The 12,797-nt window shown below is 70.5% G+C and carries 10 protein-coding genes; 7 read left to right on the top strand and 3 right to left on the bottom strand.

What is annotated here, in order from left to right:
- Nucleotides 1-45 precede the first annotated feature (45 nt).
- Nucleotides 46-1,380 (top strand): MFS transporter, encoded by a 1,335-nt coding sequence (locus NOCA_RS22115; RefSeq protein ID WP_041546814.1) that lies wholly within the window; start codon nucleotides 46-48, stop codon nucleotides 1,378-1,380.
- Here the strand turns inward: NOCA_RS22115 and NOCA_RS22120 are convergent.
- Nucleotides 1,373-2,185, bottom strand: a complete 813-nt coding sequence (locus NOCA_RS22120; RefSeq protein WP_041546815.1) for an alpha/beta fold hydrolase — start codon at nucleotides 2,183-2,185, stop codon at nucleotides 1,373-1,375. The two genes, NOCA_RS22115 and NOCA_RS22120, sit on opposite strands and share 8 nt — an antisense overlap.
- A 129-nt stretch (nucleotides 2,186-2,314) precedes the next feature.
- Complete coding sequence (locus NOCA_RS22125; protein ID WP_011757508.1) at nucleotides 2,315-3,895, bottom strand: ABC transporter substrate-binding protein; 1,581 nt, start codon at nucleotides 3,893-3,895, stop codon at nucleotides 2,315-2,317.
- A gap of 234 nt (nucleotides 3,896-4,129) precedes the next feature.
- Here NOCA_RS22125 and NOCA_RS22130 point away from each other — a divergent pair, with 234 nt between their 5' ends.
- Genes NOCA_RS22130 through NOCA_RS22145 form a run of 4 tightly spaced genes read left to right on the top strand, consistent with a single transcriptional unit; the run spans nucleotide 4,130 to nucleotide 9,112 of the window.
- Nucleotides 4,130-5,326 (top strand): CaiB/BaiF CoA transferase family protein, encoded by a 1,197-nt coding sequence (locus NOCA_RS22130; RefSeq protein ID WP_011757509.1) that lies wholly within the window; start codon nucleotides 4,130-4,132, stop codon nucleotides 5,324-5,326.
- Between the two features lie 57 nt (nucleotides 5,327-5,383).
- On the top strand, nucleotides 5,384-6,226 hold the full coding sequence (locus NOCA_RS22135) for a cyclase family protein (protein ID WP_011757510.1): 843 nt from the start codon (nucleotides 5,384-5,386) through the stop codon (nucleotides 6,224-6,226).
- Nucleotides 6,219-7,649: an MmgE/PrpD family protein gene (locus NOCA_RS22140; RefSeq protein ID WP_011757511.1), complete on the top strand. Its 1,431-nt coding sequence runs from the start codon at nucleotides 6,219-6,221 to the stop codon at nucleotides 7,647-7,649. The genes NOCA_RS22135 and NOCA_RS22140 overlap by 8 nt, the downstream gene beginning before the upstream one ends.
- The gene (locus tag NOCA_RS22145; protein ID WP_011757512.1) at nucleotides 7,646-9,112 is read left to right on the top strand and encodes a dihydroorotase; all 1,467 of its coding nucleotides are present in this window, start codon (nucleotides 7,646-7,648) and stop codon (nucleotides 9,110-9,112) included. Before NOCA_RS22140 ends, NOCA_RS22145 begins: the two co-directional genes overlap by 4 nt.
- Nucleotides 9,113-9,197: 85 nt before the next feature.
- On the opposite strand, the gene NOCA_RS22150 is transcribed toward NOCA_RS22145, so the two are convergent.
- Nucleotides 9,198-10,868 carry an alpha/beta hydrolase gene (locus tag NOCA_RS22150; protein ID WP_011757513.1) on the bottom strand — a complete coding sequence of 557 codons (1,671 nt, stop codon included), beginning with the start codon at nucleotides 10,866-10,868 and terminating at the stop codon, nucleotides 9,198-9,200.
- Nucleotides 10,869-11,038: 170 nt separating this feature from the next.
- Here NOCA_RS22150 and NOCA_RS22155 point away from each other — a divergent pair, with 170 nt between their 5' ends.
- Nucleotides 11,039-11,971 (top strand): VOC family protein, encoded by a 933-nt coding sequence (locus NOCA_RS22155; RefSeq protein WP_011757514.1) that lies wholly within the window; start codon nucleotides 11,039-11,041, stop codon nucleotides 11,969-11,971.
- On the top strand, nucleotides 11,968-12,672 hold the full coding sequence (locus tag NOCA_RS22160; protein WP_011757515.1) for an SDR family oxidoreductase: 705 nt from the start codon (nucleotides 11,968-11,970) through the stop codon (nucleotides 12,670-12,672). The genes NOCA_RS22155 and NOCA_RS22160 overlap by 4 nt, the downstream gene beginning before the upstream one ends.
- Nucleotides 12,673-12,797: the final 125 nt, after the last annotated feature.

Consider the following 12,797-nt stretch of genomic DNA (forward strand, 5'->3'; position numbering starts at 1 on the left):
GCCAGCAGCAGTCGGCACGGGAACGTCCGGAGGCCCCTCCGCCCGGTGACAGTCGCCTCGATCTGCGCCATCGCGCTGGCGTGCATGATGTTCGACCAGACCTCGCTCGTGGTATCGATCCCGACCATCGGTCGCGATCTGGACGCGGGCATCGCCGGACTGCAGTGGCTGAGCGCGCTGATGCCGCTGGTCGCGGCCAGCGCGCTTCCTGCGAGCGGCGTGCTCGCCTCGCGCTACGGCGCACGAGCGGTCCTGCGCTGCGGCCTGGTCGCGTTCGCCGCCGGTGCGACGGTCGCTGCCGTCTCCCCCGATCTGGCGATGCTGCTGGCAGCGCGGGTGCTCCAGGGCCTCGGGATGGCGATGGTGCTGCCGAACTGTCCGACCTTGCTGGCGGGCAACGTCCCGGCCGGGCGCCGCCGTCAGCGTGCCATCGGCCAGCTCCTGATGATCGGTTGCGTGGGACTGCTGCTGGGGCCGGTCGTCGGCGGCGCGCTGGTCGAGGCGCTCGGCTGGCGCGTGACGTTCGTGGCACTGGCCCCGGTCGCACTGGCCGGCGCCGTGGCTGCTGGCCTGCTGGAGGAGACGGCGCGTGCGGAGCCGGGGCGCCTCGACCTCGCCGGGATGGCGCTCGCTGCGCTCGCGCTCGGCACCTTGTCGTGGGCGTTGATCGAGACCGGCCGCGGCCACGCGTCGCCGGTCATGGTGCTGACCGGCTTCGGCGTGAGCGCCGCCCTCGTCGTCGCCTTCGTCCGAACGGAGCGTCGGGTGGTGAACCCGGTGCTCGACGTCGACCTGCTGCGCGTGCCCGCCGTGCGCACGCTGCTCCCCGCGACGTTCGGCTACAACGCCATGATCAACGGCACGGCGTTCGTGATCTCCCTGCAGCTCCAGCAGGGTCGCGGGGTCTCCGCCTCGGTGACCGGGCTCTTCATGCTCGTGGGCAACCTCGGCATGCCGATCGCGGGCCCCCTGTGCGCCTACCTGCGCCCCTTCGTCCGGCCGAGCACCCTCATGCTCGCGAGCATGCTCATCCTGGCTGCCGCCCTCCTGCTGCTCGCGGCGGTGGCGCAGGCGTCCTTGTGGCTGAGCCTGGGGCCACTGGCGGTCTTCGGCCTGTGCGCCGGGATCCTCTACTCGATCGACACCATGACCATGGTCGACGCGATCGAGGGCCCGCTCGCGGCGCGTGCGATGTCGGCGCTGACCCTGATGCGCCAGATCGGGAGCGTCGTGGGCATCGCCGCGCTGGCCTCGGTCGGACAGCTGTCGATCACGCTCGGGATCGCGACCCGGGGCGAGACCACCGCACTGCTGGTCTCGGGCGTACTGCTGGTGCTGGTCGCCCTCAGCACAGGGCCCAGCCTGCGGCGTCTCAGCTGAGTCGGTCCGGGTCCGCGACATGCTCGCGGATCAGTCCCGCAACCTCAGCGGTCCGGGTGATCATCATCTGGTGGCTCCAGCCGGGCAACCGGAGGAAGCGACCGCGCCTCAGGAGCCTCTCGGCCCGCAGCGTCGGCCCCTCGAGGTCGTCCTGAGGGCACAGCAGGAGGACCGGTTGCTCCACGCACGGCAGCTTCTCGGCGTGCTGGTAGGCGAACGCGGCCAGGTAGCCCCAGTGGGCGCGGGAGCCTCCCCGCTGCTGCTCGCCGAACTCGCGTTGGATCAGCGACAGCGGTGTGTCCCGGGGGCTCCACCGCACCAGCTCCCTGAACTGCCGGACCAGGTGCGAGCCGTCCGGCTCGAGGGTGCGCGGCACGGCGAGGGCCGCCGCCTGCTGCGCGAGCTCCTCCTCGGTGTAGACCGGCGCGGAGACCAGGACGAGGCTGTGCACCCGCGTGGGTGCGACGAGCGCCAGCTCGACCGCGATCTTGCTCCCGGTGTGGTAGCCGAGGACGTCCACCTCATCGATCCTGTAGTGGTCGAGCACGGCCAGCATCGACCGCGCGAAGGTGGCGATGGTCGGGGGCGCCGCAGAGGGGTCGCTGGCTCCGAAGCCGGGCGTGTCGGGGGCGATCGCGAACCGGTCCGTCGCCATCTCGACGAGCAGCTCCTCGTACATGCGTCCGGAGCCCGGACTCAGGTGGAGGCACAGCAGGGGCCGCTCCCCGATCCCTGCGGCACCCGCCCGGCGGACATGGATCTGCCCCTCCGGCCCGTCGACGTACTCCCTGCGCAGTCCCGTCACGCTCTCTCCTGGCTCTCGGTGGCCGTCCGCCGGGCCACGCGCCGTAGTGGGCGCCGACCCGGGGACGGACCCGGGTGCCGGGATGGACGATCCCATCCCGACACCTGGCCCATGCTGGTCGTGCTCGCGCTACTTGACGTCGAGCACGGTGTTCAGCCACAGGAGCCCGGAGGGCTCGTAGCCCACCAGGTCCTTGGACCATGCCTCGCTGACCTGAGCCGCGACGAGCTGGATGTTGCCCTGCGTCGCGACGTCACGCTCCTGGACCGCCTTCCAGGCCGCGGCCTGCTCCTCCTCGGTCTGGGCCGTCATGGCCGTGTCGAGGAGCCGATCCATCTCCGGGTCGTTGAACTTCGCGAAGTTGTTCGCCGCCTTGCTGTTCAGGCCACCGTTGACGTAGTCGGGAGCGAAGCCCGCCGACGTCGACGCCGGGCTGTCGAAGGCGATCAGGTCGTACTCCCCGGAGATGAGCGCCGAGTAGAAGCCGGCCACCTCCTGCGACTCGACGGTGGCGGTCACGCCGATCGCCTTGAGGTTGGCCTGCAGGATCGTCATCGCTCTCACCACGCTCGGCTTGTTCACCGCGATGATCTTCAGGGTGCGGCTCGTGTCGTAGCCCGACGCCTCGAGGTGCTCCTTCGCGGCCTCGATGTCGGGCGTCGAACCGAAGGTCATCCCGACCTCCTCGTCGTGGTAGAGCGATCCGTAGGTCAGGTAGGTGCTGTTCGGACGGCCCGCGCCGCCGTACACCTGGTCCACGATCCGCTGCCGGTCGGCCGCATAGGCGATCGCAAGCCGGAAGTCGACGTTCGAGGTCGGCCGGTCGGGGTTCATCGACGGGTAGAGGAACAGGCGGACGACGTTCTTCTCGACGATCGCGGCGTTCGCGCCGCGGTCCTTGATCAGCTCGACCTGGTCGGTGGGTACGTTCGGCAGGATGTGGGACTCACCGTTGAGCAGGCGAGCGATCCGGGAGGCGTCCTCCGGAACGACCTTGAAGGTGATGGTCTCGAAGGGCGGCTGGTCGCCGAAGTAGTCTCCGAACCGCGCCATCTCGATGGAGTCGCCGCGGTTGAGCTTCTCCAGCACGTACGGACCACTGCCGTTCTCGGTTGTGGCATAGGTGTCGTTGGTCTTGTACGGCGTCTCGTCCGACAGGATCGGTATCATCGCGAGCCGGCTACCCATGTAGGCGTACGGCTCGGTCAGCTTCAGCTCGACCGTGGTGTCGTCGACGGCCTTGACGGATTCCATGTAGCTCAGCGAGGAGAGCCAGACGGCACCGTTCTCGGGGTTCGCCGCGGCCTCGAACGTGAAGACCACGTCGTCGGCCGTCAGCGGTGTGCCGTCATGGAAGGTGACTCCGTCGCGGAGCGTGATCGTCCACGTCTTGCCGCCGTCGGTCACCTCGGGCAGCTCCGCCGCCAGGTCAGGGGCGAGCGAACCGTCCTCGTTCCACTTCAGGATGCTGCTGTAGGCCAGGCGGTAGAAGCGTTGCGCCTCCGCGGTGTTGCGGTAGAAGGGGTCCAGGGAGTCGGGCTCCTGACCGCTGTCGACCACCAGGTCGGTGATCTTCGTGGTCTCCGGCCCGTCGCTCTGGTTGCCACCCGAGCCTCCCCCGCACGCGGCGAGGAGGAGGGCGGCCGCTGCGGCGACCGCTACGAGCCCGGCCCGGGCTCGTGCCGAGCGACTACGTGCTGTGCTTGTCATGTCCGGACTCCCATCCGATCGGACGGCGGCTTGGATGTGCGAGGCGACACCCCCGATTGCCGGGCTGTTCCACCTACCGAAACGCCGTTCCTCTGCTTGGCGCACAACGTAGTGAGCACCGGTGGGCCCGGTCAAGAGAAATCCCGTGGGATGTTTGACGAGGCAGACCGGTGCCGTGTTTACTCTGACGGAAAGTTGTTCCATGAGTTGGAACAGACGGAGGGAGCGGCTGGGATGACACAGGGACCTCTCGCAGGCATCCGGGTCCTCGACGTATCGACGATCCTGGCGGGCCCCCTGGCGTGCCAGATCCTGGGCGACTTCGGTGCCGAGGTCATCAAGATCGAGCATCCGGTCGCGGGCGACGGCATGCGCGGGCACGGACCCACCAAGAACGGCGCGCCCCTGTGGTGGAAGGAGATCTCGCGCAACAAGCGGACCGTCGGCCTGAACCTGTCCGCACCCGAGGGCGCGGACGTCTTCCGGGAGCTGGTCAAGACCGCCGACGTCGTGGTCGAGAACTTCCGCCCCGGGACCTTCGAGCGCTGGGGCCTGTCCCCGGAAGTGCTGACCGCCCTCAATCCGCGCCTGGTCCTGGCCCGGGTGACCGGATTCGGCCAGTACGGGCCCTATGCCTCCCGACCCGGCTTCGGCACGATCGCGGAGGCGATGAGCGGCTTCGCCCACCTCACCGGATCCGCCGATGGCCCCCCGTCGCTGCCGGCGTTCGGCCTCGCCGACTCCATCTGCGGCATCGCGACATCCTCGGCCGTCTCCATGGCCCTGCTGGCGCGTGAACGCAACGGCGGGCGCGGTCAGGTCATCGACATGAACCTGCTCGAACCGATCATGACCGCCGTCGGCCCCGGGCCCACGGTCTACCAGCAGCTCGGCGTCGTCGGCATGCGCCACGGCAACCGGTCGACGAACAATGCGCCCCGCAACACCTACCGCACCAAGGACGACCAGTGGGTGGCGGTCTCCACCAGTGCCCAGCGCATCGCCGAGAGGGTCCTGCGCCTGGTCGGGCACCCGGAGGTGATCGACGAGCCGTGGTTCGCCGCCGGGCACAGCCGGGCCGAGCACGCGGACCTGCTCGACGAGTACGTCGGCGGGTGGATCGCCGAGCGCACCCGCGACGAGGTGCTGACGGCGTTCACCGACGCAGGCGCCGCCGTGGCCGCGGTCAACACGGCGCGCGACATCGTCGAGGACATCCACATTCGCGAGACCGAAATGCTGGTCGAGGTCGACGACCCCGACTTCGGTGCTCTGTTGCAGCACAACGTGATGTGGCGGATGTCGCAGACGCCCGGCGACGTCCGCTTCACCGGCCGGCCGCCAGGCCACGATACCGACGACGTCCTGACCGAGATCGGCATCGTTCCAGACGTCGTCGCCGACCTGCGTGCCCGCCAGATCGTCCGCTGACCCGACCACAGGCGCGATCGACACCCGGTCGCCACCCGATCGTCCAACGAGGAGCCCATGTCCATCGAACCCATGCCGACGACCGAGCCCCTGCTCACCGCTGTGCGCGCAGGCGTCCGCGTCATCGATCTCGGACGCACGTTGACCGTCGGGATGCCCCAGTCGCCCAACCACCCGGCGTACTGGCACTCGATGCCGCGTCGGCACGGCGACATGGTCCGTGCCGACGGGGCCTCGGCCGCCAACGACATGATCACCATGGGCACCCACGTCGGCACCCACATCGACGCGCTCTCACACGTCTCCCAGGACGGCAAGCTCTTCGGTGGCCTGGACGCCGCCGAGGCCCTCGTGGGCGGACGCTACATCGAGCTCGGTGCCCACACCATCGAGCCGATGGTGCGCCGCGGCCTGCTTCTCGACGTGCCCGGCACGCTGGGTGTGGCCTGCCTCGAGGCCGGCCAGGAGATCACCGTGCCTGACCTCGAGGCGACGTTAGAACGCCAGGGCCTGACCATCGGCGCGGGCGACGTGGTGCTCGTGCGGAGCGGCTGGGGCCAGCACTTCGACGCGGGCGACAGCGACACCTTCCGCGGCCTGTCCATCGGCGTGCCCGGCATCGGTGAGGCCGGGGCGGCCTGGCTGGCGGCCCACGGCGTGCACGCCGTGGGCGCCGACACCATCGCGTTCGAGCGGCTCGCGCCCGGCGCCGGCCACGGTCTGCTGCCCGCCCATCGGGTGCTGCTGGTCGAGCGCGGCATCTACATCATCGAGACGATGGATCTCGAGGAGCTCGCCCGCGAGGCCCTCCACGAGTTCCTGTTCATCCTCTCCCCCCTGCCACTCTTCGGCGCCACCGGCTCCCCGGTGCGACCGCTCGCGGTGGTCACCCGTGGCTGAGCCCGCGAGCCAGACCCTCGGCGAGCGGATCGCCGAGTTCGCGACCGACGCCGCCGCGAACGGCGTACCGAACGACGTCGCCGCCAGCGTCCAGCAGCGGACACTTGACGTCCTCGGCCTGTGCGTCGCGGCCCACCGGCTGGATACCAGCGCCGCGATCATCGAGCACGTGCTCGACCAGGGCGGCCACGAGCAGGCCAGCCTCGTCGGTCGCCCCGAGCGGGTGACCGCGGCGCAGGCGGCGCTCGTCAACGGGGTGCTCGCGCACTCGCTCGACTACGACGACACCCACCTGCCGTCGATCCTGCACCCGAGCGCCAGCGTGGTGCCCGCCGCCCTGGCCGCGGCCGAGCACGCCGGAGCGAGCGGGGAGCTCACGGTCCGCGCGATCGCGGTCGGGCTGGAGGTCGCCGTACGCCTCGGCATGGCGGGGTACGACGAGAAGCTCGGGAACTCGGTGTTCTTCGAGCATGGACAGCACGCCACCTCGATCACGGGCGCCATGGGCTCGGCGGTCGCGGCGTCGCTGGTCTACGGCGCCGACCGCGGCGCGGTCCTGCACGCGCTCGGGCTGACCGCGTCCATGGCGTCCGGGGTGATCGAGGCCAACCGCTCCGGCGGCACGGTCAAGCGCCTGCATTGCGGCCTGGCCGCGCAAGCCGGTGTCACCGCCGCTCAGCTCGTGCGCCGGGGCTTCACCGGCCCGGCCACCGTCTTGGAGGGCCGCTTCGGCTTCTTCCAGGCCTGGTTGCACGGCCAGTTCTTCCCGGTCGCCGTCACCGAGGGACTCGGCGAGGAGTGGTCGGTGCCCGGCATCTTCTTCAAGCCCTACCCGGCCAACCACTTCACCCACACCACGGTCGACGCCGGACGCGCCTTCCGCGACCGGGGCGTGCGCCCCGAGGACATCGCGTCGGTCACGATCGGAGCGCCGACAGCGGTGATCCGCACGATCGGCCAGCCGATCGACGTCAAGCGCGCACCGCAGACCGGATACCAGGCCCAGTTCTCGGGACCGTACGCGTTCGTCGCCGGCCTCTTCGGCGGCTCCGGCTTGGGCACCGGCCTCGACGACTACACGGACGCCCTCGCCCAGGACCCCGCCCGCCGCGCGGTGATGGCCAAGGTCGACGTCGTCCCCGACGAGCGCTGCGACGGGATCTACCCCTTCCAGTTCCCGGCGGTCGTCACGCTCCGCACCACGTCGGGCGAGGAGCTGGTCGAGGAGGTCCTCTCGAACCGCGGCGGCCCGGCCCGCCCGTTGAGCGACGACGAGCTCGCCACGAAGTTCCGCGACAACGTCGCCGGTCGCCTCGGGGCGGCCGCTGCCGACGCCGTGCGTCGTAGCGCCCTCGACCTGCGTCATGCCAGTGGCGTCGCCGACCTGCTGACCCCCCTTTCGAACCTGGAGGAGAACCGATGAGCGAGCTGGATCTGATCATCACCAACGTGTCGGTGGTCGTCGACGACGGGGCGGAGCCGCACCCCGTGGACATCGGGATCAAGGACGGGAAGATCGCTCGGCTCGAGGCAGGGCTGTCGCGCCAGAGCGCTGGCCGGGTGATCGACGGGGCCGGAAAGGTCGCGTTCCCAGGGGTGGTCGACGCCCACCAGCACTGGGGCATCTACAACCCGCTTCCCGAGGACGCAGTCAGCGAGAGCCGCGCATCGGCCCAGGGCGGCGTCACCACGGCGATCACCTACATGCGCACCGGCCAGTACTACCTGAACAAGGGCGGCGCCTACCGCGACTTCTTCCCCGAGGTCCTCTCGCTGACCGAGGGCAGGTCGGTCGTCGACTACGCCTTCCACCTCGCCCCGATGAGCGCCGGCCACATCGCCGAGATCCCGGCTCTGGTCGAAGAGCACGGCGTGACGTCGTTCAAGATCTTCATGTTCTACGGCGGGCACGGGCTCCACGGCCGCAGCGCCGACCAGAGCTCGTTCCTGATGACACCCGAGGGTGAGCGATACGACTATGCACACTTCGAGTTCGTCATGCGCGGCATCGAGGACGCGCGCAGGAAGTTCCCCGAGATCGCTGACCAGATCTCGCTCTCGCTGCACTGCGAGACCGCCGAGATCATGACGGCGTACACGAAGCTCGTCGAGGAGGACGGCACGCTCGCCGGCCTCCCGGCATACAACGCCTCCCGCCCGCCGCACTCGGAGGGCCTGGCGGTCACGATCGCGTCGTACCTGGCCCACGAGACCGAGCTGCCCACGATCAACCTGCTGCACCTGACCTCGCGGAAGGCGGTCGAGGCCGCGCTGACGATGGCCGACGCGTTCCCGCACATCGACTTCCGTCGCGAGGTCACCGTCGGCCACCTCCTCGCCGACTGCGACACCGCCCACGGCGTCGGTGGCAAGGTCAACCCGCCGCTGCGCCCCCGCGAGGACGTCGAAGCCCTGTGGGGCTACCTGCTCGACGGCAAGATCGACTGGGTCGTCTCGGACCACGCCTGCTGCAAGGAGGAGCTCAAGTTCGGCGACCCCGAAGACGACGTCTTCTTGGCCAAGTCCGGCTTCGGCGGCGCCGAGTACCTCCTCGCCGGCATGATCACCGAAGGCCGCAAGCGCGGTCTCGGCCTCGGCCGGATCGCCGCGCTCACCGCTACCAACCCCGCCGAGCGCTATGGTCTCGGTGCCACCAAGGGCTCCCTCCAGGTCGGCAAGGACGCCGACATCGCGCTCGTCGACCTCGACCACACCTGGACGGTCCGCGCCGAAGACTCCCCGTCCGCCCAGGAGTACACGCCCTTCGAGGGTCAGGAGCTCACGGCCAAGGTGACCGACACGTTCGTCCGGGGCCACCACGTGATGGCCGACGGCGTCGTGGGCGACGAGCCGGTGGGTCGGTACCTCGCCCGGCCCACGGCCTGACCACGCCCTGGCCACCCGGCCCGCAGCCGACGGCGCCCGTCCCTCCCCGGAGGGGCGGGCGCCGTCGTGTCGGCGGTGGCTCGCCTCAGGCGGAGTCGGCCGCCTCGCGCACGACCCACGCCGCATCGCGTCCCGCGCGAGCGTCCAGCGTCACGAACCGGACGCCCGGGAGCGCACTCGCCTCCCGGCTGCCGGCGAACAGCATGTCGGTGGGCTCGGCGCACGCGACGGTGGGAACACTCACCTGTCCGAGCCGGTCGAGCGAGGGATACCGGATCGCCGCCGCGTACGACGCACGGTAGGTGTTCCCGCTCTTGATGAACTCGACGACCAGCCGGTGCAGCGTCTCGGGGTCGGAGGGCCCGGTGGGGCGCCGGTGCTCGGCGTCCTGCCGGTACCAGGGCCACCACAGCTGGACGTCACGGATGGTGTGCCAGGCGCGCAGCAGGTGCTCGCCGTGGCGCTCCGGGGAGAGCGAGACGAAGTAGTTCTCGAGCAGGTCGGCCTGCTCCGCCTCTTCGAAGACGGGGAGGCCGTCTGCCACCACGGTCGCGACCAGGTCCGGCCGGCGGACGGCCAGCTCCAGGACGATGCAGGCACCCGTGTGGCTCCCGTAGGCGGTCACCGGCCCGAGTCCGAGCTGGGCGAGCACCTCGGCGACGGCGTCCGCGAACACGTCGATGCCGGGGTCCGTCCCGGGCGCCGGCTCGGAATAGCCGTTGCCTAGCGTGTCGGGTGCCACCACGAGATGGTCGCGCGACAGGTCGCGGATGAGCGGGTCGGAGCTGTCCGCCGATCCCGGTGACCCATGCACGAACAGCAGCGGAGGCGCACCGGGGTCGCCGTCGACGCGGACATGGACCTCGCCCGACGACGTCCGGACGTAGCGCCGGGTGGTCCCGCCCCCGTGCCGGGCCGGCCGCGGCGCTGGCGCGTCCGGGAGGCCGCAGGCACGGTCGAAGGCGGCCAGGACCGAGCTCAGGTGGTCCTCGTTGGCGACGCTCCGCACCTGCAGCATCGGCGTGTCCAGGCCCAGCCGCTCGAGGTGCTCGTGCAGTGGGTCGGCCTCCTTGGCGATCAACACGGCCGGGGAGGACAGGCGCGCGAGCGCTCGTCGCCCGTCGTACTGGAACGCGGCGCGGTAGGCCAGTCCCCAGTCGGGACGCGCACGGAGGGAGTCGAAGGCCATCTGCTGCAGGATGTCGAGGTCGGGGATGGCGTCGGCCAGCCGGCACTCCGCCTCCTGCCGATACCAAGGCCAGAACGTCCACATGTTGCGCAGCCGGTGCCAGACCTCGGTCAGGTGCCCACCGTGCCACACCGGCACGATGGGAGGTGTGTAGTGCTCGAGCTGGTCGCTCATCTCCTCCGGGGTGTACAGACCGAGCCCGTCCATCACGAGCTGGGCGACGCGCGCGGGCGCCTGGACCGCGGCCTCCAGCGCCACCTTGGCGCCGGTGTGGGTGCCGCCCAGGAGGAAGCGGTCCAGGCCGACGGCGTCGGCGAACTCCAGCACGCGGCGGCCATAGTCAGAGACCGCCGGCGCGTCACCGCCGTACGGAAGTGGGTCGGACTGCCCGAACCCGGCGGTGTCCGGCGCGTAGACCGTGAAGTCGCCGGCCAGCCCGCGGACCCAGTCGAGCATCGATCGGGAGGACATGGGCGAGGCGTGCAGCACCACGACGGGCGTGCCCCGTCCGGCTCGCAGGTAGTGCATCGAGCCCGACTCCAGGCTCACGTAGTGCCGTTCGATCACGAGGCGCTCCTCAATGCGATGTCGAAACGTTGTTTCTAGTATCGGAACAGTATGTTGCCGCGCCGGACGCCCGGCAAGCCCCGCCGCGGGTCACTCTTGACACCCCGGCGCCCGATCTACAGGATCTGTGGAAACAATGTTCCAATTAATGGAACAGATGGGAGTGGCAGATGATCACGGAGATTCGGATCGCGACCCTGGGGGTCCGCGACCTCGCCGCTTCTCGGCGGTTCTACGAGGTCGTGTTCGACTACGTCGTCCAGGCGAGCGGCAAGGTCTCCGGGCCGGCGTTCCAGCAGCTCTGGCAGCTGCCGGAGGGCGTCTCCGGTGAGGTTCTCGTGATGGGCCCGGAGTCCGCTACGTCCGGCCTGGTCCGGCTCGTCGAGTTCGACCAGCCGGGCGAGCTGTACTGGGGCTCCTACGCCGCGATGCAGGACTACGGGCACTACGCGCTCAACATGCGCGTTCCCGAGATCCGGGCCGCGATGGCCGCCATCCGTGGCAACGGCGGCAAAGCGAAGTCCGAGCCGACACATTGGACCGTCATGCCGACGCTGTCCGCGTGGGACTCCCTCTCCTACGACGTCGATGACATCATCCTCGACGTCTTCCAGCTCGAGCCGGCCCCGGGGTCGGTGCTCAGCGACTACGACGGTCGGCCGAGCTCCCTCCAGACCGTCGCGATCCACACGAGCGACGCGCGCCGCTCGGCCAGCTTCTACGCGGCGCTGGGGTTCCGGCCGCTCTACGACAAGATGCTGGAGAACATGGAGTCCTTCTTCCAACTGCCACCCGGCACCAACCTGCACAACATCAACATGATGATGCCGTCGGCGCCGGAGGTGGGCCGCCTCGAGATCGCCCAGTACGTCGGGTGGCCGGGCAGCTCGCAGCGGGCCCGTGCCGTGCCGCCGGCCCTGGGGATCTTGAGCATCTCGCTCGAGACCGACGACTTGGAGGCGACCGACGCGCTGCTCCACAGCATCGGCGGGGAGCCCGTCGGCGACCGGGTCGAGGTGGAGGTCCCGGGGCTCGGGGCAGTGGCAGCTCGCAGCTACTTCGGCCCCGACGATGAGGCCATCGAAGTCTTCCAACGCGCATGAGCGAGCGCGGGGACGCACTGGTCACCGGCGCCGGATCGGGCATCGGGCGGGCGGTGGCGCTCGCGCTGGCCGCCCGAGGCCACCGCGTGATCGCCACCGGGCGGCGTTCCCAGCCGCTCGAGGAGACCGTCGCGCTGATCCGCGCCGCCGGCGGCCGCGCGCAGGCGCACCAGCTCGACGTCACCGACGGCGACGGGCTGGACCGGCTCCTGGCCGGCCTCGGCACTGAGCGCCTGGACGTCGCGGTCGCCAACGCGGGCACCTTCGTCCGGGGCTCGGTCGCCGAGCTCACCGCGCAGGACTGGAGCCATCAGGTCGACGTCAACCTCAACGGGGCCTTCCTCACGCTGCGCGGCGCCGTTCGGCGCATGTCCGGCCAGCAGCCCCGCAACGGGTCGCGCGGCCACCTGTTCACGGTCAACTCAGGGGCCGGGGTGGCGGGCTTCCCGGCCGGGTCCGCCTACGCGGCAGCCAAGCACGGGCTGCGCGGGCTGGTCGAGAGCCTTCGGCCCGAGGTCGCCTCGCTCGGGATCAAGGTCACCGATCTGGTCGTCTCCGCGACGGTGGAGAGTGACATGAGCCGAGGGCGCGACGTGCCCATGATCTCGGCGGCGACGGTCGGTCACACGGTCGTCTCCTGCCTGGACCTCGCCGGTGCCGCGAACTGGGATCGCGTGGACCTCGGCCAGCTCCGTCCCTGAGCCCCAGCCGTTCGGCGCGGGGGCTGAGGGTGACGATCCGCAGGCCGACCGCATCGACCAGGTGGCCCGCCTCGTGACCGAGGATCCCCAGCGTGCGCTGAGCGGTCGGTGACCCGCTGGCACCC

It is taken from the genome of Nocardioides sp. JS614 (genome assembly GCF_000015265.1).
Lineage (GTDB): Bacteria > Actinomycetota > Actinomycetes > Propionibacteriales > Nocardioidaceae > Nocardioides.

What these genes read in the sequence shown, in the direction of transcription:
- NOCA_RS22125 (WP_011757508.1), bottom strand. Translation starts at nt 3,895, where the DNA reads ATGACAAGCACAGCACGTAGTCGCTCGGCACGAGCCCGGGCCGGGCTC.
- NOCA_RS22130 (WP_011757509.1), top strand. Translation starts at nt 4,130, where the DNA reads ATGACACAGGGACCTCTCGCAGGCATCCGGGTCCTCGACGTATCGACG.
- NOCA_RS22135 (WP_011757510.1), top strand. Translation starts at nt 5,384, where the DNA reads ATGTCCATCGAACCCATGCCGACGACCGAGCCCCTGCTCACCGCTGTG.
- NOCA_RS22145 (WP_011757512.1), top strand. Translation starts at nt 7,646, where the DNA reads ATGAGCGAGCTGGATCTGATCATCACCAACGTGTCGGTGGTCGTCGAC.
- NOCA_RS22155 (WP_011757514.1), top strand. Translation starts at nt 11,039, where the DNA reads ATGATCACGGAGATTCGGATCGCGACCCTGGGGGTCCGCGACCTCGCC.
- NOCA_RS22160 (WP_011757515.1), top strand. Translation starts at nt 11,968, where the DNA reads ATGAGCGAGCGCGGGGACGCACTGGTCACCGGCGCCGGATCGGGCATC.